19 protein-coding genes are annotated in these 20,462 nt (G+C 42.5%); 6 read left to right on the top strand and 13 right to left on the bottom strand.

Features of this window, described 5'->3' with window-relative positions; translation table 11 throughout:
* The first annotated feature begins 227 nt into the window (after positions 1-227).
* The 3 genes from L1077_RS07175 to L1077_RS07165 all read left to right on the top strand — a co-directional run bounded on the left by L1077_RS07175 (position 228) and on the right by L1077_RS07165 (position 2,657).
* Positions 228-785 carry a GNAT family N-acetyltransferase gene (locus L1077_RS07175; protein ID WP_237136302.1) on the top strand — a complete coding sequence of 186 codons (558 nt, stop codon included), beginning with the start codon at positions 228-230 and terminating at the stop codon, positions 783-785.
* A complete protein-coding gene (locus L1077_RS07170; protein ID WP_237136208.1) occupies positions 785-2,122 on the top strand; it encodes an NAD(P)/FAD-dependent oxidoreductase in 1,338 nt (445 codons plus the stop codon). The genes L1077_RS07175 and L1077_RS07170 overlap by 1 nt, the downstream gene beginning before the upstream one ends.
* A 130-nt stretch (positions 2,123-2,252) precedes the next feature.
* Positions 2,253-2,657 (top strand): hypothetical protein, encoded by a 405-nt coding sequence (locus L1077_RS07165; protein WP_081216640.1) that lies wholly within the window; start codon positions 2,253-2,255, stop codon positions 2,655-2,657.
* A 107-nt stretch (positions 2,658-2,764) separates the two neighbouring features.
* On the opposite strand, the gene L1077_RS07160 is transcribed toward L1077_RS07165, so the two are convergent.
* From L1077_RS07160 to L1077_RS07150, 3 genes are all read right to left on the bottom strand, one after another.
* Positions 2,765-3,016: a YdcH family protein gene (locus tag L1077_RS07160; RefSeq protein WP_211036658.1), complete on the bottom strand. Its 252-nt coding sequence runs from the start codon at positions 3,014-3,016 to the stop codon at positions 2,765-2,767.
* A 147-nt stretch (positions 3,017-3,163) separates the two neighbouring features.
* Positions 3,164-3,862 carry an SDR family oxidoreductase gene (locus L1077_RS07155; protein ID WP_237136207.1) on the bottom strand — a complete coding sequence of 233 codons (699 nt, stop codon included), beginning with the start codon at positions 3,860-3,862 and terminating at the stop codon, positions 3,164-3,166.
* An 86-nt stretch (positions 3,863-3,948) separates the two neighbouring features.
* Positions 3,949-4,329, bottom strand: a complete 381-nt coding sequence (locus L1077_RS07150; RefSeq protein ID WP_237136206.1) for an STAS/SEC14 domain-containing protein — start codon at positions 4,327-4,329, stop codon at positions 3,949-3,951.
* Between the two features lie 162 nt (positions 4,330-4,491).
* On the opposite strand from L1077_RS07150, the gene L1077_RS07145 reads away from it, so the two are divergent.
* Positions 4,492-5,265 carry a putative porin gene (locus L1077_RS07145; RefSeq protein ID WP_237136205.1) on the top strand — a complete coding sequence of 258 codons (774 nt, stop codon included), beginning with the start codon at positions 4,492-4,494 and terminating at the stop codon, positions 5,263-5,265.
* A 3-nt stretch (positions 5,266-5,268) separates the two neighbouring features.
* Here the strand turns inward: L1077_RS07145 and L1077_RS07140 are convergent, their stop codons facing one another.
* The 9 genes from L1077_RS07140 to L1077_RS07100 all read right to left on the bottom strand — a co-directional run bounded on the left by L1077_RS07140 (position 5,269) and on the right by L1077_RS07100 (position 17,492).
* A complete protein-coding gene (locus L1077_RS07140; protein WP_237136204.1) occupies positions 5,269-6,567 on the bottom strand; it encodes a class I SAM-dependent methyltransferase in 1,299 nt (432 codons plus the stop codon).
* A 22-nt stretch (positions 6,568-6,589) separates the two neighbouring features.
* Positions 6,590-7,195: a LysE family translocator gene (locus tag L1077_RS07135; RefSeq protein WP_237136203.1), complete on the bottom strand. Its 606-nt coding sequence runs from the start codon at positions 7,193-7,195 to the stop codon at positions 6,590-6,592.
* A 119-nt stretch (positions 7,196-7,314) separates the two neighbouring features.
* Positions 7,315-8,490 (bottom strand): 2-methylaconitate cis-trans isomerase PrpF, encoded by a 1,176-nt coding sequence (gene prpF, locus L1077_RS07130; protein WP_237136202.1) that lies wholly within the window; start codon positions 8,488-8,490, stop codon positions 7,315-7,317.
* A gap of 55 nt (positions 8,491-8,545) precedes the next feature.
* Positions 8,546-11,134, bottom strand: a complete 2,589-nt coding sequence (gene acnD / locus L1077_RS07125) for a Fe/S-dependent 2-methylisocitrate dehydratase AcnD (RefSeq protein ID WP_237136201.1) — start codon at positions 11,132-11,134, stop codon at positions 8,546-8,548.
* Positions 11,135-11,236: 102 nt separating this feature from the next.
* Entirely contained in the window at positions 11,237-12,358 is a 1,122-nt protein-coding gene (gene prpC, locus L1077_RS07120; protein WP_237136200.1) for a bifunctional 2-methylcitrate synthase/citrate synthase, read from the bottom strand.
* 83 nt (positions 12,359-12,441) lie between these two features.
* Complete coding sequence (gene prpB / locus L1077_RS07115) at positions 12,442-13,320, bottom strand: methylisocitrate lyase (protein WP_237136199.1); 879 nt, start codon at positions 13,318-13,320, stop codon at positions 12,442-12,444.
* Positions 13,321-13,343: 23 nt separating this feature from the next.
* Complete coding sequence (locus L1077_RS07110) at positions 13,344-14,009, bottom strand: GntR family transcriptional regulator (protein WP_237136198.1); 666 nt, start codon at positions 14,007-14,009, stop codon at positions 13,344-13,346.
* Between the two features lie 329 nt (positions 14,010-14,338).
* Entirely contained in the window at positions 14,339-14,548 is a 210-nt protein-coding gene (locus L1077_RS07105) for a cold-shock protein (RefSeq protein ID WP_023398377.1), read from the bottom strand.
* 664 nt (positions 14,549-15,212) lie between these two features.
* Complete coding sequence (locus L1077_RS07100) at positions 15,213-17,492, bottom strand: EAL domain-containing protein (protein WP_237136197.1); 2,280 nt, start codon at positions 17,490-17,492, stop codon at positions 15,213-15,215.
* Positions 17,493-17,663: 171 nt separating this feature from the next.
* Here L1077_RS07100 and L1077_RS07095 point away from each other — a divergent pair, with 171 nt between their 5' ends.
* Positions 17,664-18,281 carry a chemotaxis protein gene (locus L1077_RS07095; RefSeq protein ID WP_237136196.1) on the top strand — a complete coding sequence of 206 codons (618 nt, stop codon included), beginning with the start codon at positions 17,664-17,666 and terminating at the stop codon, positions 18,279-18,281.
* Positions 18,278-19,012 (top strand): MBL fold metallo-hydrolase, encoded by a 735-nt coding sequence (locus tag L1077_RS07090; protein ID WP_237136195.1) that lies wholly within the window; start codon positions 18,278-18,280, stop codon positions 19,010-19,012. The genes L1077_RS07095 and L1077_RS07090 overlap by 4 nt, the downstream gene beginning before the upstream one ends.
* Before the next feature lie 72 nt (positions 19,013-19,084).
* On the opposite strand, the gene glyA is transcribed toward L1077_RS07090, so the two are convergent.
* A complete protein-coding gene (glyA, locus tag L1077_RS07085) occupies positions 19,085-20,437 on the bottom strand; it encodes a serine hydroxymethyltransferase (protein WP_237136194.1) in 1,353 nt (450 codons plus the stop codon).
* Positions 20,438-20,462 lie beyond the last annotated feature (25 nt).

Genomic DNA, 20,462 nt, shown 5'->3' with positions numbered 1-20,462 from the left:
AATTAAATGAATTTAGAATTCAATTTTTCTTTGTCTGTTGTATCTAAAAAGCAGTAACCAGCTGCTTTTGACTTGATGAATATCAATATTCATCAAATTAACAAATATTACACATTGACATCGCTGTCAATGTGAATTACCCATTTTTTGAACAATTGTACACTTGATTATCACTCAGCCTTCGGCAAAATAGGGAAATATTATTAGAAAAAAGAAGAAGTAAGATGATTAAATTGACTCAGCTAAGCCATGATTATTTTTCTCAAGTAATTTCTCTCGGTAATTTGGTACATGGAGAAAACTATCTCGATGACGAAAAGCTTGAGAAAATTTATCAAATGGGCCTAAAAAATGGCTTAAACTCTTCATTTATTGCTGTTGATGAAAAAGATCTGGTCGTTGGTTTGAGGCTGACTTTCTGCCCGAGCCAATGGGAAATAGATAAATGGTGTACTCCCTCACAATGGCCCGTTGCCGTTGACGCAATGGCCTACTTTAAATGTATTGCCATTCATCCGGATGCACAAGGACAAGGCATTGGCCCCAAATTATTAGCAGCTTCAATCAACGTATTAAAACAGCAAGGTGCAAAAGCAGGCGTTGCTCATCTCTGGCGTCAAAGCCCCGGGAATGGTGCGGTCAAATATTTCACCAAATCAGGGGGAAAACTGGTAAAACTGCACGATGATCGATGGCTTGAAAACTGTATAAATGATGGCTACGAATGCCCTATCTGTGGTAATGAGTGCCACTGTCAAGCTGCTGAAATGGTGATTGAATTTTAATGAGTACATACGACCCTCTTTATCAAACTAATTGCAAAGATCAACCGCTACCTTCAAGTTACTGGGCAAGTCAATTCTCGCTAGATGCAGCCATTAGACAACCTAAAAAAGCAGATGTGTATGATGTCATCATTATTGGGGGCGGCTTTACCGGGTTACTAACCGCCTTCTATCTTGCCACCATGCACAATCAAAAAGTGTGTGTACTTGAAGCGAACCAAGTGGGGTTTGGTGCAAGCGCGAGAAATGCCGGGTTTGCATTGCCCACCACAGGCAGATTAACTCCATTAAATATGGTGAAGATGTGGGGACAAGATATTGCTTCACAGGTATATCAAGAATACCAAAATGGTGTCTCTCGTTTAGAAGGGTTAATTCAAGAGCACAATATTGACTGCGACAAACAATCACATGGATATTTGAAAATTGCCCACTCTAAACCTGCAATGGAGACCTTACATCAAGGTTATGAGTTTGCAAAAAAGGCCTTTTGTGATGAGAAGCTATCGGTTATCACGCCCAATGAGCTAAAAGAACACTACCTGAATATGCCTAACACCCATGGAGCTGTAAGAAACCTGCATGGTTTTGGACTAAACCCTTTAAAGCTCCTGAGTACATACAAAGCCTTGGTATTGCAAGCTGGTGTGGATATATTCGAGCACAGTCTTGCAGAGCATATGCCTAAAATCGGTAATACTCACGTAGTAAAAGTAAATGATGTTTTACTGCGTGCCAACAAGCTTCTTATTACCGCAAATGCTTATGGCAGTAAACGTTTTCACCCTGCGATTAATCATAAATATATCCCGATTTTAAGTAGTATTTTGGTTACGCGCCCACTGACATGTAACGAGTTGAGCGAGACGGGACTCAAAACACACCAAGTTATGATGGATACCCGAACGCTTAAATATTACTACCGCCTATTGCCAGACAACCGACTGCTATTTGGCGGCAGAGGTGCTGTGTATGGGAAAGATCAAAACAAGCAATCCTACCAAACCCACCTCAAAGGCGCCATGAAAAGTGGCTTTCCAGCACTTAATTCAATCGAGACAGATTATTACTGGCATGGTTATATTGCAGCGACTTTGGATGACCATCCTCATATTTATTTCCAAGATGGCGTTGGCTATGCCATTGGCTACTGTGGCGCAGGCGTCGCCTTCAGTACCCAAGCCGCTTATCGTTTATCACAAATGACTATGTCATTAGATACGCCATCACTGCCCATTTACCAATCCGCCGCGCCTAAAGTGCCCTTTGCGCGACTTAGCCGTTTAGGTCAACTGGGTTTTTATCACTATGCGCAACTTAAGGATCGTCTGTTTTAGTCGCAAGCTATAACAGAGTCTGTTGTGATAGACACACAAAAAGATCAAAAATTAAACAAAAAGCACATCTTATTTCAATATTTGAACCGTTTAATGAGACAGGCAATTAAACTCAAATAAGGAAAATAAAATGAAAAAGTTAGTAATCGCAGCTTTATTTACAAGCCTGTCTGGTGTTGCAGCGGCCAATGCAATTGAACTAGAAACAATGGAAAATAGTAATGTGGCGTTTGAAAAAGCAGAAGTCACTATCGCAGCCAATCAAGGTGTATTTGCTTCAAGCGTCGTAACGTATTACAGCCCTCGTGTTTGGGTAAATGGTCGTCTTCAGCCGTTTTTTGTAGGTTCAACAAATGGTAACCAGTTCTGTGAAGAGCGTGGTCACAACCAAGAAGTCAGTGGCAGCACAATCACATGTGGTGAAGATGAGTCTTCATATGCAAATTACGACTGGTATGGTAAGTCTTGGGTATACAAGAGCACAGGCAGTAAAAACCAGTGTTATCAGCTTTATGCAACAATAAAATGCCAATAATCAAGTTTGGCATCATAAGCTAAACAGCGTTGCATATGGTTGAAAATACCATGTATAAATAGGGGGTCACTGACCTCCTATTTTAAATTAGGTCAAAAGCATACAAGTTAAATTGTCGCTTCTGTCTTTTTTATCAAACCAAATAATTCATCTTTAAGCTGAACACGCTCCATTTTTTTCGTGTCCAAGTAATCGTCAGTGGTGTTTTCAACACCCTCTTCGATTCGACGCACTTCTTTGTCTAGCTCATTGTACTTATTGAACAATTTTGCAAAGTGATTGTCGTTCATTTTTAAGTGGCGGATAGTGTGATGATGATCTGGGAATTCGTGCAGTAAGTCGTGTTTTTCTATGCTCATAAATGGATCCTTCTGAGATATTTATTGGCTTAACTACATTGTTACTGATACACATAAAAGGTTATTGATCTGTATCAGCAATACATTGGGTATCCGCCTTATCAAATCACTTCAACAGCATAGATATTACGCCTTAAAGATGTTCAATCACCAAGGTATAACGCTACCATCAAAACTCAAGAAGCGACCACTTTGCTTATCTTGTAAGTCATCTAACACACGTTTTAGCCCTGATGCCGATTCTTGAGGCGTGATCAAAGCATTTGGACCCCCCATCTGGGTCTTTACCCAACCTGGGTGTAATGCAACTGTTTTTATCCCTTGCGGCAATAAGTCATTTGACAAGCTCTTTACCACGGAATTAAGCGCAGCTTTTGAGCTTCGATAAATATACCCACCGCCTTTGGTATTTTCTGTATGGCTGCCTACACGTGAAGATAAGGCTGCAAAGATCTTACCTTGCCCTCGTAACAGGTGTGGATAAAATGCCTCAGCCAACTTGGCAGGCGCAATCGCATTCACTTCCATTACCCTACGCCAAGCCTCTACATCACACTGCCCAAAACCATAACCCTTCGGCCCATATAATCCAGCATTATTGATCACAACATCAATCGCCAGCGCACTCAGTTGCTTAGCTAGGTCGTCAAGCTGAATATAGTTAGTAACATCTAATGGGTATATATCAAGCACACCTGATGCGCTCCCCCCGACCAAATCACGTAAGGCCTCGCTTGAATTTATGTCTCTAACGGTTGCCAGAACATGCCAGCCAGAATCTAGATATACTTTAGCAAGAGCAAGCCCAATGCCTCTGTTTGCCCCAGTGATCAGTACGCACGCCATATATATTCCAAACTTGATCCGTAAATAAAGGAGTTTTAACGAATAAGAGGATACAAATCAAGTGGTAACAACATTACCTTAGATGATCACATATGATTTAGCCAATGCTGCGCAGAATGAGGTTCAGAAAAATAACGTGTTTGCCCGCCTAATACCCAGCCGCCAATGATGGACATAATTCGCTGCCACCGATTACAGCCAATTACGGCTGTACGTGCAAATTGATTACTGTATTTACAAGCAAGTCGAATATCAGTCCATGCTTCACTTACTTCCCACCCTTGTAACTCAGTTAGATCAATTAACACGCAAATATCTTCATTCATACTGTGCATGACCACTTGATCAACTATGGGTAAGACAACCACATAGTCTTGGTGAGTGAGCCTGCCAACGGCTTTAAAACTCAGTAATAAGCCGAAGTCCCGACGCTCTGTACCAACTGAAATACCATGGAATTCACTCATTGCAAATGCCGCTTTTAGAAAGTAAAAAATAAGTAAACAATATCCTTTTTTACAATAGTTCAATTTAAGCTATCGCGCACATTTTAATAAATATACTATCCTTAAAAAAACGCGCTCATTAAAACCTTTGCTCCGAGTAAGCCTAAAAAAATGGAAAAGCCATTGAAAATTATAATCTTTTTTTTAGTGAGTTTCCTCACTACGTACAGCTATGCACAAACAGAGAAAACTTGGTTCAATCAAGCCGCTTACACCAAGCTAGAAGATGCAGACACACATACCTTGCAGCTGAGTAGTCACTATTACTTTGCACCTCAAGCCAATTTTTGGGTGTGGGATGACTTCGGTTATCTGGATACAGACACCAATTTGCTGGCAACGTATACCAATGATGAACAATCTGCATTTACAGGTTTGGAAGGTGAACTGTTTATTTCAAATTGGTTTGCAACGGCAAGTATTGTTGACTTAGGAGAGACCGACGACAACTACACTATCGGATTTGGCTATTTATTTTTTGATAATTTAAAAGTAAGCGCCAAACATCAGCAACAGACAGGCGCAGACGATATTATTTGGCTGCAAGGTCAGCTCAACATAGATATCGATGAAAATGCTTATGTTGGTACCACTATTGTCAGTGATGACGAATTGGACAACTGGCAGGTGGAAGTACGCTACTTTCGACGCCTTGGTGAGCAACAGTACTTCACGCTTGATTTAACTCACGAGAATTCAAGCAGTAAAAATCACAATAACTTTATTGCGAATTATTATTTTAACCAACACTTTGCCCTTGGACTAGGCAGCAACGATTCTCATCTACTTGTCGAAGGCAAGTATTTCGTTAATCATAGCTTTTTTGTCAAAGCACGATATCAAGAGCAAAGCGATGATGAACAATCTTTAGAGATGTCTATGCAAGCTCAATTCTAGTCCTCAAATATGTAACCGTCGACGAAAAGCGTCATTGATAGCTTCTACTTTTATTTGTGACACATCGACCGCATTTTCTTCAATCCATAGTTCAAAGTCGACAAAGGTCTCTAACGCAAACATGTTTGCAGTTACCTCAGCACAGCTTAGCCCTAGCATGTCATAAATAACTAACTCAGCGTGCCACTCTGGATCAGGCACCTCAAAACGTTCCCCTCGCTTTATCATAAACGATCTTTGAAAGCTGCGCTTCAACTGCACTAAGCCAAGCCTTCCAACATCGTCACTTATCGGAAGTGCATAATCGCTGTACTGCCACTTTGCTTTTGGGAAGACAATAGAAAAGTCTGGGCTACTTGGTGCGACATAATCAAACTGAATAGTCTCATTTGCTGCCAATACGACATCATAAGGGCTAAAGTGAAATGCAATATTTAAGCTGCAATCACCTTCACTCAATACTAAATCACCATACACTTGAATATCCGTGGTGAGCTTAATTGTATAACCTGAACAATCTTTATCAGGAATAGTGAGACAAGATGAGAAACAGCTTAAATCTTCCTGACTTAGAGCCAAAGATGTTGATTTATCTAAACAGAAAAACTCGCCAAGTAACTCAGCTCGCTCATCCTTATTCTCGCCTTGAGTCAGCCACGCTTTTAGGCTCACCTGCTGCGGAATAAGCACACCTTCAGGCGCTAAAAACTGAACCAAATGTTTAAAGATATAAACTTGAGGTTCGCGTTTTAACAAAGCCGTCATGGTTTCTGAAATAATGATATCAAAGCGTTCTTGAGACGACTCGGGACGCCATAACGTCGCGTCCGCATGATGCGTACGAATATGGTAATGACCAAGATTAAAGTGGTTAATTAACTTATGCACCGCATCAATATTCTCTTGATGAATATCAATTAAGGTAACCTCAACAGGTAAGTTATCACTCACTGCTAATAAAGGTATAAGCAAAGTAGCGTAGGGCCCAGTCCCTGCATAAAGTACTCTAACGGGTGCGTCATTTTCTCTAGTGCAGTCATTTATCGCTTGTGCGACGCCTTGAGCAAATAATTGTGTTCTCACCGTTTCTTCAAAACATTTTGCCGCTTGCACAGGAGAAATCGCAACACCTGACGCGGTGTCTGTTTTATCAGACTGATTCATATCTGTGCTGGTAAATATCCCGGTAACAGTACCTAAATAGTCCACCATGGCTTTGATATCAACTTTATCGACAGCCCCTTTTGGCGCACTCAGTAAAAACTGCGCAACATCGACAAACTGTGATTTAGATAACCCCATAACTTCCCTATTTTTTATAAACTTAGACTAAGTTTGAGGATAGAGTGACATACCCCAAAAGTAAAACCAAAAGGCTTGCAAAAAACAGTCTTAAATATCTGAGCTGTTGCGAAGTTTTTACAACCCGGTGTAAAACCCCACCAAAATATAGCCATAGCGCATCTGCCACTATAGCAACCGCAAACAGTATACTGGCCGCAACCACACTGGCCTGCACTTGAGATTCAAACGGCAAGGCGACATTAGCAAATATAGCGATACAAGCAGCATACGCTTTGGGATTAAACAAATTTAAAATGAACCCATCCATAAAACCAACAGACTTATCTCCAGTTGAAGATAACGCACTTTTATTGGTAGCAATTTTATATGCAACGTAAAGTAAGTAGAGTAAAGCCGCGACTTGCAATACCTGCGTTAATTGCGGGAAGCTTAACAGTAACGCACCTAACCCTGTTGCCGACGCGACAATAGCGACCAGCAAGCCACTCAAAATACCCAGTAAAAATGGCACTCCTTCTCTAACCCCAGAGCTTGCACCAACAGCGGCGAGCGCCAATGGGGCCGGACCAGGTGAGCCAAGTAACAAAAAGGTTGTAAATGCGAGCGAAATAATGGCTTCTAGCATGGGGTCTCCAAACTTTCCTTTTGTTTTATGTTTTGTATTATGTTTTGTTTTTTCTTGTGTTGAGTTCGTCGTTAAAATGACGAGGGACGGTTGAGGTGAACACCTCAACCCTTTGCGTTTTATTCAGGTGACGGTATGCGAACAACGCCTTCCATCAATACACGTGCACTTCTGCTCATGATGGCTTTTTCCGCTATCCACCTTTGTTCATTTTGCTCTGCTTCAGCGCCGACTTTTAAGGTGCCAGACGGGTGCCCAAACGTGACTTGATTTCGTTGTCCACCGCCAGCAGCTTCATTGACCAAAGTACCCGGAATTGCCGCAGCTGTCGCTATGGCCACCGCGGCCGTGCCCATCATGGCGTGGTGCAGCTTACCCATAGACAGCGCTCGTACATTTAGGTCGATGTCTTGCTCACTGATGGCTTTGCCACTGGATGCTGAGTACGCACAAGGGCCACTAACAAAAGCTATTTTAGGCGTATGCTGACGAACCTTAGCTTCTTCCAAATCGTTGATCAGGCCCATTTTTAGCGCTCCATATGCGCGGATTTTCTCTAGCCTTTGCAACGTATTTGCATCACCATTAATTGCCTCTTGCAATTCAGTGCCGTTAAAACCCAAATCATCAGCTCTAAAGAATAAAGTCGGGATCCCAGCATTTATCATGGTCACATCAAAAGCGCCTTCATCAGGCACTTCAAGTACGTCCACTAAATTGCCGCTCGGGAACATATCTGCATCAGCATCGGCAGGGTCTAAGAACTCAACAACCACCTCAGCTGCCGGGAACGTCACGCCATCTAACTCAAAGTCGCCAGTTTCTTGCACTTCACCATTGGTGATTGGAATATGCGCAACGATGGTTTTACCGATATTTGCTTGCCAAATACGGACAACTGCAATCCCATTTTCAGGTATGCGAGTACTGTCAACCAAACCATTGCTGATAGCAAAAGCACCAACCGCCGCGGTTAAGTTACCGCAATTACCACTCCAATCGATAAATGGCTTATCGATCGCCACTTGCCCAAACAAGTAGTCAACATCATGGTCGGCTTGCGTGCTCTTTGACAAAATAACCGTTTTACTGGTGCTGGAAGTCGCCCCCCCCATGCCATCCGTTTGTTTCGCATACGGATCTGGGCTGCCGATCACGCGAAGTAAAATATCATCGCGCAATTTTCCGGCGACTTGTGCGCCTTTAGGTAAGTCTTCTAGATTGAAAAATACACCTTTTGATGTCCCGCCACGCATATATGTAGCGGGTATTTTTATTTGTGGTTTAAAACTCATGATCCTTCCTAACAATAAACCCAAGCATTGCTTGGGTTTATTTTGATAATGTTGATTAAGCGTTGGCTTCTAAAAAGTCTTTAGCAAAACGTTGCAATACGCCACCCGCTTCATAAATAGATACCTCTTCTGCGGTATCCAATCGGCACGTTAAATCCACTTTGATACATTCACCATTTCGACGATTAATCACCAGCGTCAACGTTGTACCCGGTGTGCGCTCACCCACAACGTCATAGGTCTCTGTGCCATCTAACTCAAGTGTCAATCTTGTTGTGCCAGCTTTAAACTCGAGCGGTAATACACCCATACCAATCAAGTTGGTTCTGTGAATACGTTCGAACCCTTCCGCAACAATCACTTCAACACCCGCAAGACGCACCCCTTTTGCCGCCCAATCTCGCGAGGAGCCCTGACCATAGTCCGCACCTGCCACAATAATAAGCGGCTGCTTTCTATCCATATATGTTTCGATTGCTTCCCACATACGGGTCACTTGGCCTTCAGGCTCAACACGTGCAAGAGAGCCTTGTTTCACTTCACCATTTTCCTTCACCATTTCATTCAGCAGCTTCGGATTCGCAAACGTTGCACGCTGCGCGGTTAAGTGATCTCCTCGGTGTGTGGCATAAGAGTTAAAGTCCTCTTCAGGTAGGCCCATTTTGGCCAGGTATTCACCTGCTGCACTGCTTGCCATAATTGCGTTAGAAGGTGAGAGGTGATCGGTAGTAATATTGTCACCTAAAATAGCCAGCGGCCTCATGCCTTTCATCGTACGCTCGCCTGCAAGCGCACCTTCCCAATATGGTGGACGACGGATATAAGTGCTCATCTCGCGCCATTCATACAATGGGTCGTTATCTTCACCATAATCAACCGTGAGGTTGAACATCGGGTCGTATACTTCTCTAAATTGCTGTGGTTTTACACTTTTTGCTATAACCGCATCAATCTCTTCATCGCTTGGCCAAATATCTTTTAGTGTTACCGGATTGCCCGCTTGGTCATGACCAAGGACATCTTGTTCAATGTCAAAGCGCACACTACCGGCAATAGCATAGGCCACAACCAATGGCGGTGACGCTAAGAATGCTTGCTTTGCATATGGGTGAATACGACCATCAAAGTTTCGGTTACCTGACAATACAGCCGTTGCATACAAGTCTCTGTCGATGACTTCTTGTTGAATTTTAGGGTCAAGTGCCCCACTCATTCCGTTACACGTAGTACATGCAAACGCCACTATGCCAAAGCCAAGCGCTTCAAGCTCTGGCAGTAAGTCTGCTTCTGTCATATAAGAGCGCACCGCTTTAGAGCCTGGTGCAAATGATGTTTTGACCCAAGGCTTGCGCTTCAAGCCAAGTTTATTGGCGTTTCTTGCTAGCAACCCAGCTGCAACGACATTTCGTGGATTACTGGTATTGGTACAACTGGTGATAGCAGCGATGATCACTGCGCCATCAGGCATTTGATCTTCTGTTTTTTCGTAATCTGCCACGATCCCTTGTTTGGCCAAATCTTGCGTTGCCACACGGCGATGCGGATTAGATGGACCTGCTAAGTTACGCCCTACACTGGATAAATCGAACTTTAATACACGCTCATACTTGGCTTCAGTCATAGCGTCAGCCCACAAACCAGTCAGCTTGGCATATTTCTCCACTAACTCGACTTGCTCATCATCACGGCCCGTGAGCTTTAAGTAATCAATGGTTTTCTGATCTATGTAGAACATAGCAGCCGTTGCACCATATTCTGGCGTCATATTTGAAATAGTCGCACGGTCACCAAGGGTTAAGTCATTTGCGCCTTCACCGAAAAACTCTAAGTAGGTTGAGACCACTTTTTCATTACGTAAAAATTCAGTAATAGCTAAAACAATATCAGTTGCAGTGATACCCGGCTGGCGTTTACCCACCAACTCAACACCCACAATATCTGGTAGTCGCATATAGGATGCACGGCCAAGCATAACACTTTCTGCTTCTAAGCCGCCCACACCAATGGCAATGACGCCCAACGCATCAACATGCGGTGTATGGCTGTCAGTACCAACTAGTGTATCAGGAAATGCAACACCATCTCGCGCCTGAACCACTGGCGACATTTTTTCTAGATTGATCTGGTGAAGAATACCGTTACCCGGAGGGATCACATCGACATTTTTAAACGCTGTTTTTGTCCAGTTTATAAAGTGGAAACGGTCATCGTTGCGACGATCTTCTATCGCACGGTTTTTCTCAAATGCGTTTTCCTCATAACCGGCGTGCTCAACAGCCAAACTGTGATCAACAATTAGCTGAGTCGGTACGACCGGATTAACTTTGGCAGGATCGCCTCCTTTTTCTGCGATGGCGTCACGAAGACCTGCTAAATCAACCAGTGCTGTTTGACCAAGAATATCGTGACACACAACCCGCGCAGGAAACCATGGGAAGTCAAGATCTCTGCGTCTTTCGATTATTTGCGTCAAGAAGTCATTAAGCTTTTCAGGCTCTGCTCTGCGCACTAGGTTTTCTGCGAGGACTTTTGAGGTATAAGGTAATCCATCATATGCGCCGGGCTTTATTGCCTCGATGGCTTCGCGCGTATCATAGTAACATAGAGTAGAATCAGGTAATCGTTTACGGTATTGGGTGTTCATAACTGCTTTTTCCAACTGAAGATGTGACGGTGTGCTTAGCACGCAGCGCTATCAAGCACTGCATGCTCACGACTTACAATCTATATAAGTCGCCGGCTATAACTAGCGTGCTGTAATCGCAGGCACAGGGCGAAGATCTTCACCTGTATATTCTGCAGAAGGGCGAATAATACGGTTATCCGCACGCTGCTCCATCACGTGTGCAGCCCAACCAGTTAGGCGAGACATCACAAAAATTGGAGTAAATAGCTTCGTTGGGATCCCCATGAAGTTATATGCTGATGCATGGAAAAAATCCGCGTTACAGAATAGCTTCTTCTCACGCCACATCACTTCTTCACAGCGAACAGACACAGGGTAAAGCACTGTATCACCAACATCTGCAGCCAGTTTTTCAGACCACGTTTTAATAATTTCATTACGTGGATCTGACTCAGAATAAATCGCATGGCCAAAGCCCATGATTTTCTCTTTGCGTTCTAACATGCCCATCATTTCTTGTTCAGCATGATCCGCTGATTCAAAGCGCTCAATCATCTCCATCGCGGCTTCATTAGCACCACCGTGGAGTGGACCACGCAGCGAACCAATTGCGCCTGTCACACAAGAGTGCATGTCTGATAGTGTTGACGCACATACACGCGCAGTGAAAGTAGATGCATTGAATTCATGCTCAGCATAGAGGATAAGTGATACATGCATAACGCGCTCATGAAGCTCTGATGGCTTTTCACCACGCAGTAAGTGTAAGAAATGCGCGCCAATTGAATCATCATCTGTTTCAACATCAACGCGAACACCATCATGACTAAAGCGATACCAATAACAAATGATGCTAGGGAAACACGCCAACATTCGGTCTGTCACTTTACCTTGCTCATCAAAGCTAGCTTCGCCTTCCAAGTTACCCAGCATAGAGCAACCTGTACGCAGTACATCCATTGGGTGTGCATCTGCTGGAATGCGCTCTAACACATCTTTAAGTGCCACAGGTAAACCACGCATTGACTTCAATAGGGCTTTATATTCGTCAAGCTCGCTTTGATTTGGCAGTTTGCCTTTAAGAATAAGGTATGCAACTTCTTCAAACTGACAGTTCTCAGCCAAATCTTTAACATCATAACCGCGATAAGTTAGCCCTGAACCAGATTTTCCTACTGTTGATAATGCAGTTTTCCCTGCTACTTGACCACGTAGACCTGCACCACTTAGTACTTTAGCCATCACTTTCTCCTGAAAATTTTTACCTGCTGAATTTTAGAATCTTTTTTCTGAGCGTGCTAAAACACGCTCGTTTATATTATTTGTTACTTGTTTTTACCTTGGGCAAACAATGCATCAAGCTTTTGCTCATACTCGTGATAACCAAGATAATCATATAAATCCATACGTGTTTGCATGGTATCTACAACCGCTTTTTGGTCACCGTCATTCAATAAAGTACGATATACCAACTCGGCGGCTTTATTCATCGCACGGAATGCGCTCAGAGGATACAGCACCATGCCTACGCCCCACTCACCCAGCTGTTGCTTGCTCCATAGCTCAGTCTTACCAAACTCTGTCATGTTCGCTAAAATTGGCACATCTAGCGCTTCTGAAAATGCTCTGTAGTGTTCTTCAGTTTGAATCGCTTCTGCAAAAATGCCATCAGCGCCCGCTTCTACATAGGCTTTTGCACGTGCAATCGCAGCATCTAAACCTTCCTGAGCAAAGGCATCAGTACGCGCCATAATGAAAAAGTCTTTATCAGTACGCGCATCCACCGCCGCTTTAATTCGGTCGACCATTTCTTCTGTTGATACGATTTCTTTGTTTGGTCTATGGCCACAGCGCTTTTGTGCAACTTGGTCTTCAATATGTACCGCCGCAGCACCGGCTTTTTCCATATCGCGAATCGTTTTAGCAATGTTAAATGCACCGCCCCATCCTGTATCAATGTCCACCATCAGGGGTAAATCACAAGCAGATGTAATACGCTGAACATCTGCAATAACATCATTTAAAGAAGTCATACCTAAATCAGGTAAGCCATATGATGCATTTGCAACACCACCACCAGATAAATAGATTGCTTGGTGACCTATTTGCTTTGCCATAATCGCACTGTAAGCGTTAATCGTGCCTACAATTTGTAATGGTTGATTTGCATTTAACGCGTCACGAAATTTTTTTCCTGCACTCATGATGGTGTACTCTCCTGTGATGTTTACTTCATGTTTGATAGCTTGACGGCGATATTATTTTTTGAGTATTGAATGTGGCGTCGCATTAAAATCTCAGCCAATTCGCCATCACGATTTGCGATGGCCCTTACGATATGTATGTGCTCGTCATAAGCTGTTGTCACTCTTGGTCCAGTCATACCTAACTGAACTCGATACATTCTTGCTAAATGGTAAATCCCATTGCTCAACATAGTGATCAATTGTTGATTTTGACTGCCAACGATAATGCGGTAATGAAAGTCCAAATCTCCCGCCTCTTGATAGTAGACGTTGCGCTGCTTTACCTCATCTTGCTGGCCTTCTAACAAACTGCTCAATTGATTGATCTCAGCATCAGGCATCTTTTGTGCTGCCAGCCTTGCCGCCATGCCTTCTAATGCTTCACGGATCTGATATAGCTCAAGCAAACCTTCGGACGTTAAAGTCACGACGCGCGCACCAACATTGGCTTTGCGTTCAACAATATTACATGCTTCTAAGCGGTTAATGGCTTCACGAACGACTGCTCGGCTAACCTCATACTTTGTCGACAATTCAACTTCACTCAGCTTTGAACCTGATGATATATGACCTTCAACAATATCTTCCCTTAAATGAAAAAACGTTTTATCTGAAGCAGTTACGGCTTTCTCTTGAAAGAAGTTCATCAAATTGTCACGCAATAGTTTTTATCAATTGCCAACAATATAGATACACTTTACGTTAACGTCAACCTGCAAGCAGATAAATTGTCGACAATATTATTATTCACACTATTCACCTTATTTATTATGGTTGAGCAAACACCTACTAATCTAATAATACTGATAAAGTAATAAACTAACGTGACATGCTTTTTAATAAACAAGCAAAAAAACAGCAAACATTGCAAAGGTAGTGAGCAGAATGAGAAGAGAACAGTTTAAAAGCAGCGAGTTGTAGGCAACAAAAAAGGCAAGCTAAGCTTGCCTTTTAAAATTCGTATCAACTGTGACAGTTACAGCTTAACGATTTCCTCAGCTTGAGGACCTTTTTGGCCTGTAGTAAGTTTAAATTCTACACGCTCGCCTTCAGCTAGAGTACGGAAACCGTCGCCTTTGATTGCACTGAAGTGTGCAAAAACGTCTGGGCCATTTTCCTGAGCGATAAAACCAAAGCCTTTTGACTCGTTAAACCACTTTACTGTACCTGTTAAAGTATTAGACATAATAATAAATCCTGATAAAAAATATAAATGCCAATCCTTAAAAGCAAATTCTACACTGCTTAAAGAGAATCCATCTTTATAAACTGGCAAACCTATGCCCTTGTGGGCGCATAGACCTAAATTTTGCCGGTGATAAAACTTCAGGACGGTACTACTACAAGCTAACACTTATACAACAACGTAATGGAGATTTATAAACACTGACCGAAATTCTGTCTATGTTCATCTTATAGGGATGCCCCTCTAAGTCAACTAATTTTTAAACATATTTATGAATGCTTCATGACATAATCACATAAGCATTGTGAACAATTAGAGACACCGCTGCAGCCCCAGTAAAAATAAGGCTTTAATGCATATTACGGCTAATTGATTTTTATTGATATTTCTGCATAAAAACAGCATTTAAAGTGCATGTATTTACGCATGAATTTGTTTTTCCAATACTTTAAATATAGGACAATATAGCTCTATGCAGCCGCAGGTATAATTGCCCTATCCAAAAGTTAAAGTTGCAATAATTACAACAAAAACAACTTATCCAAAAGGTCCAGTTTTGCCATTATTGTAAACTAGCACCATCAATGCCAAAAAAGCGAATATTAACAATTACTGTGTATTTTGAATGCATCGAGTTCGAAAAGTAAATAATGCGGTAACTCACTTATTTAATCATCATAGGCTGGCCCAACAAATCTCCGACCTGAGCACTGGATACTGGCACTGAAAATAAATGTCCCTGTAGTTGATCGCATCCATGGGAAGTAAGTGTCGTTGCCTGTACATCACATTCCACGCCTTCAGCAATACAGTTAACACCAAGGCTTTTAGCAATATTAATCATCACCAAAGCCAGATCATCTTGATGCTCGGCACCACCGATTTCATTAATAAAGCTAGGATCTATTTTTATCGAATCAAAATGCAATTCTTTGAGCAAAGAAGGATTGGTGTGGCCAAGACCAAAATCGTCGATAGCCAAACTAAAGCCCAAGCTGCTTAACGCATTGAGCGTTGACTTAAGTTCATCCGCGCGCTCTAGTAACGGACGTTCTGCGATTTCTAATTCAAACTGGTGTGGGCTTAACTGATATGTGTCCAACAGTGCCATCAGCTGCTCAGTAAACATGCCATTTAACAAATGCTTTATCGATAAGTTTAAACACAATTGTAAATTAGGATAGTCTTTTAACCACTCTACAAAATGTGGCATAGCCAACTCAAAGACATACATACTTAAATGACCATTGATCCCCGCACTCTCGGCTACATCAACAAATTGTTCAGCCGCGATAAGTTCATCTTGATGTTGCCAGCGTGCGAGCACTTCTATCTTTTCAATAACCAACGTCTGCGCATTCAATATAGGCTGAAAGTAAGGTAAAAACGCTTTTTCTCTAAGTGCCTTTATCATGGCAGTTTCTTTCTCAAGATATAGCTCAGCTTCTTTATCTAGCTCAGCGCAATAGAATTGGTAATTAGAATGCCCCACTTTTTTAGCTCTATACATCGCTGTATCTGCACTTTTCATTAATATGTCGGCGTTTTCACCATCTTCAGGGTACAAGGCGACGCCCGCACTAAATGACACATTCACCTGAGTCGCTCTCAAATCATAATCACCACTTGAAGCGTGAAATATTTTTTCCACCACATGCCGAACATGCTTTCTGTCGTCCATGCTGTCAATCAGTAGTACAAACTCATCACCGCCAATACGTGAAACCGTATCACATGCTCTGATACTTGCGGTTAGACGCTTGGCCACCTGCTTCAATAATTCGTCGCCACTGTCATGGCCAAGGGAGTCGTTAATTGCCTTGAATTTGTTTAAATCTAAAAATATCAGCGCAAACTGATGCTTGTGACGCTTAGCTCTTTTACATGACTGAACCAATCTGTCTTGCAAAAGTAACCTATTTGGCAAACCAGTTAATGCATCATGATGGGCCAAGTGATTCATTCTCTTTCGCATCAGGCGCGATTCCGTGACATCCTGAAACACCAACACAGCGCCAGCAATTTTATCGCCGCGAATGAAAATAGGTGAGCAACACACCTCTATCGCAAAGTCGAGGCTAAGATGATTTCTAAAGCAAATCAGTTCACTCAAGCAAATAGTTTGAAGCTCTTGCATCGATTGCTGCATTGGGTCATTAATGGGCTCTTTGCTGTCTTCATGAAATAGTGGCATGACTTCTTGAAATGCTTTCCCTTTGACTTCATCGCTCAACAGGGCCAAAACAGCTTCAGCAACAGGGTTCATAAAGGTAATCTTGTTATCTACATCTGTGCAAATAACCCCATCGCCGACAGAGCTTAACGTGATTGCCAGTAACTCATGCTGTTTTTGTAACTCGCTTTGCTTAGCGACATCAACCAACTGGCCAAGAAACACCCCTTGTAAATTGGTATGATTGATTGAAACGATAAACTCATCTTGACCCTGTGTTGCATTGAGAGGTCTAAAGGTCAATTGGGCAAAGTCATCCCCCTCTTTTTGCCAACGTATAAATTGCTCAAAGCTAGACTCGTCAATGAGCCCCTTTAACCCTAACTCAACCAACGTCTCTTCCGAAGTACGAAGCTGTTTGCATAGCCCTTGGCTAACAGCATATAAGGTGCCATTTTCACAAACCAGAAACTGTGCCGTTAAGCACTCTCTAAACACCTCATAATACAACTCGCCATGTTCCCCAAACCCAATTTCTTGCTGCTTTTTTCGCGCGAAATAAATCACGCCTCCGCCTAAAACAATGGCCATCACAAAGCCAATGATGCCTAGAGAAAAGTAGTTAAAAAGTTCAATTAGAGATTCGTTACCATACTGACCTACCTCAGTAAAAATCCAATTTTCTATAAACTGACTTATCTGAACACCAAATGAGAGGCCAACGAGCAGGAAAAAGATACTGAGTAACAGTTTTTGTGTGAGTCGATTCATATGCATTCGCGCAAAATCAAAGAAGTTATAAAAATATCCTTAGTATTGATTAAGCGTAGACTCTGATGGCCAACTTTAACAGTCACTGCAATTAATTGATTATTTATATTTCTGGAATTTAGCCCACTTTTGTCCTAAATCTAATAAGGGCGAGGTTATCGAGATCAGGCAATGATGAGCATAGGCGATGATGTAAAAGTGGTTGAAAACTTCGTGCGAGTAGCACAAATAATCGCGAATTTGGAGTCCATATTAACCCAAGCGAAAAACCTTTCTCTCACCGCTAAAAATGCACGAGTCGTAGCGCTAAGAGCTGGGGATGCAGCACTTGGTTTTAAACCTATTACTAATTTTATCGATGAGTTCTCAGAACAAACCATAGCTTCAACGACTAAAATTGCGGACTTATCTAATCAGCTGTTTAAATTCGCACATAAATTAGTACGCTGTAGTCAGTATTATCATCAAATGACACTACTCAAAACACAAATAAACTCTAGACAGGCAGATGCCTTGTATCAGGAAGCGCTTAAATCTCAACGTCGCGCGGCGTCACAACTATCCCTTGCTCTAAGCGAACTTGAAAATCACTTCGAAGACATTCAAAAACAAATGCAAAGCGCTGAATATATTGCCGTTACCAGTAGAGTTGAGGCCACCAATGCTGGAGACTTTAGTGACAGTTTGCAATCTGTATCTGATTTTATTGCAAGTGCAGCCAAAACAATCAAAACCGCTGTTGTATACAACTTAAGTGAAATCCATACTCTAAGGGGAGTTTTAAAGTGAAGCTAGCTGAATTATACAAAGGAAAAACACACAGTTGGATGATGCTTGAATGCAGTGGCTCAAAAAGCGACGCACACAGCGCGGTTAATCAATACTTCATTCACAATGAATATGAATCACTATTAATAGACCCTGGTGGGATTGAGCTATTCTCTCCCATGTTAGCGGCTGTTTTACAACATACTGAACTCGATAAATTGACAACCTTATTTGCATCCCATCAAGATCCTGACATTATCGCAACCTTAAGTTTATGGGATAAAGCCATCGCAAACGCCACACTATACGCGCCCTCTTTGTGGGATCGCTTTATCAGCCACTTTGATTTAGACAATCTTCATTTTGAAGGCGTCAGTGATGAGGGTGGGGAAATTCAATTGGGTGGCGTGCGCTTACGCATACTTCCCGCACACTACTTGCACGCTGCTGGCAATTTTCACCTATATGATCCCACAGCTAAAGTTTTAATGAGTGCTAATGTTGGTTCAGCAATCAAAGCACCGAACGATACTAAATTCGTGGAAGATTTTTCACTTCATGTGAAACATATCGAACAATTTCACAAACGCTGGATGCCGTCTAACCAAGCTAAAGCAAACTGGATCGCCAGAGTTAAAGAGCTTGACATTAATATACTTGCACCCAATCATGGCAAGCTCTACAAAGGCGAGCAAGTACAAGAGTTTTTGGAATGGTTTGATAAATTAGATGTCGGTAGCGCAGCCAAATGAACACTAGATTGGTCAGTCAGTAAAAATTAATAAAGCGCTCTGTCATATCAGAGCGCTTGGTCTTTTATGTAGCTACTGGGTATAACTTAAAATAGGGTAGTCACGACACACACTTTGTACTTCATTGATAAACCCATCTCTGAGTTCTGAATTCAAACGGTACTCCTTCTCGCTGAGAATTTGCACGACATCTAAAATACGACACACCAACTCGACCACCTTTTTACAGCCAATTTCATCCATATGTCGCTGCGCAAGTGCACCGGTGCCAATTCTCAGTCCACTGGTAACAAATGAAGAGCGGGTCTCACCTGGGATCCTGTTTTTATTCACCGTGATCCCACACTCTTCCAGCGCCTCTTCAGCGATTGTACCTGTGAGCTCTCCTCTGAGCTTGATTAGCACTGTATGATTATTTGTTTGACCGCCAATCACTTCATACCCATGAGCATTAAACGCATCTGCAATGGTATCAGCAGCATGGCGGATCCGAGTAATATATTGTTTAAATTCAGGCTTTTGAGCGTAACCAAATGCAGCGGCTTTTGCAGCAATAATGTTCACCGCGGGGGCGCCCTGCATCATAGGAAACACAGCACGATCTAGAATACGAGAAAATGGCAAGTTGAAGCCAGGTACGGTGTCATTTGCATCTCGACCAGACAATATTAGCCCACCTCTAGGGCCTGCTAGCTGTTTGTGCGTACAAGTTGTCGTTATATGGGCATGATCAACAGGGCTTGGGTGCAACCCAGTGGCTACTAACCCCGCAATATGAGAAATATCAGCCATTAAAATAGCACCGACCTCATCCGCTATCTCTCTAAAACGAGCGAAATCAACCACCCTTGAGTAGGCTGTTGCGCCACAAACAATCAGTTTTGGGTGATGCTCATGTGCTAGTCGGCGAACTTCCTCGTAATCTATCAAACCCTCATCTGTCGTCCCATAGCCAATTGCTTTATAAAAAGTGCCAGAGACGGTCACTGGGCTGCCATGCGTTAAATGTCCACCATGATCTAGAGACATCCCTAAAAAAGTATCACCGGGCTTAAGCAATGCTGAAAACACTTGGTAATTTGCATTAGATGCTGAGTGTGATTGAACATTCGCATATTGCGCTCCAAACAGTGACTTTGCACGTTCAATGGCCAATGACTCAACTTTATCAACATTTAAACACCCAGCATGATAACGTTTACCCGGTCCGCCTTCAGCTGTCACATTCACCAAAGCAGATGCTGATGCGGCCAGCGTTCTAGGGTCTACAGTGCAGCAAGATGCCACTAATGATAATGTATTGTGCTGCCTGACAACCTCATCATCAAGTAACCGTGCAAGTTCAGCGTCTTGCCGACTTAATTCGAGTATGCCCTTTTCTAATAAACCTTGTTGCCCTGAGATAAGTTGTCTATCAAAGTTCATAAAAGCTCCTTCTACGCCTCTTTGT

The organism is Pseudoalteromonas luteoviolacea (assembly GCF_021654285.1).
Classification (GTDB): Bacteria; Pseudomonadota; Gammaproteobacteria; order Enterobacterales; family Alteromonadaceae; genus Pseudoalteromonas; species Pseudoalteromonas luteoviolacea_J.
This window is presented reverse-complemented; position numbering and strand designations above follow the sequence as displayed.

Excerpts from the sequence above, each read along its gene's own strand:
- prpF (WP_237136202.1), bottom strand. The coding sequence starts at position 8,490 with ATGAGTTTTAAACCACAAATAAAAATACCCGCTACATATATGCGTGGC.
- L1077_RS07165 (WP_081216640.1), top strand. The coding sequence starts at position 2,253 with ATGAAAAAGTTAGTAATCGCAGCTTTATTTACAAGCCTGTCTGGTGTT.
- L1077_RS07150 (WP_237136206.1), bottom strand. The coding sequence starts at position 4,329 with ATGAGTGAATTCCATGGTATTTCAGTTGGTACAGAGCGTCGGGACTTC.
- L1077_RS07100 (WP_237136197.1), bottom strand. The coding sequence starts at position 17,492 with ATGAATCGACTCACACAAAAACTGTTACTCAGTATCTTTTTCCTGCTC.
- L1077_RS07155 (WP_237136207.1), bottom strand. The coding sequence starts at position 3,862 with ATGGCGTGCGTACTGATCACTGGGGCAAACAGAGGCATTGGGCTTGCT.
- L1077_RS07135 (WP_237136203.1), bottom strand. The coding sequence starts at position 7,195 with ATGCTAGAAGCCATTATTTCGCTCGCATTTACAACCTTTTTGTTACTT.
- L1077_RS07160 (WP_211036658.1), bottom strand. The coding sequence starts at position 3,016 with ATGAGCATAGAAAAACACGACTTACTGCACGAATTCCCAGATCATCAT.
- acnD (WP_237136201.1), bottom strand. The coding sequence starts at position 11,134 with ATGAACACCCAATACCGTAAACGATTACCTGATTCTACTCTATGTTAC.
- L1077_RS07140 (WP_237136204.1), bottom strand. The coding sequence starts at position 6,567 with ATGGGGTTATCTAAATCACAGTTTGTCGATGTTGCGCAGTTTTTACTG.
- L1077_RS07110 (WP_237136198.1), bottom strand. The coding sequence starts at position 14,009 with ATGAACTTCTTTCAAGAGAAAGCCGTAACTGCTTCAGATAAAACGTTT.
- prpB (WP_237136199.1), bottom strand. The coding sequence starts at position 13,320 with ATGAGTGCAGGAAAAAAATTTCGTGACGCGTTAAATGCAAATCAACCA.
- L1077_RS07170 (WP_237136208.1), top strand. The coding sequence starts at position 785 with ATGAGTACATACGACCCTCTTTATCAAACTAATTGCAAAGATCAACCG.
- glyA (WP_237136194.1), bottom strand. The coding sequence starts at position 20,437 with ATGAACTTTGATAGACAACTTATCTCAGGGCAACAAGGTTTATTAGAA.
- L1077_RS07095 (WP_237136196.1), top strand. The coding sequence starts at position 17,664 with ATGATGAGCATAGGCGATGATGTAAAAGTGGTTGAAAACTTCGTGCGA.
- prpC (WP_237136200.1), bottom strand. The coding sequence starts at position 12,358 with ATGGCTAAAGTACTAAGTGGTGCAGGTCTACGTGGTCAAGTAGCAGGG.
- L1077_RS07105 (WP_023398377.1), bottom strand. The coding sequence starts at position 14,548 with ATGTCTAATACTTTAACAGGTACAGTAAAGTGGTTTAACGAGTCAAAA.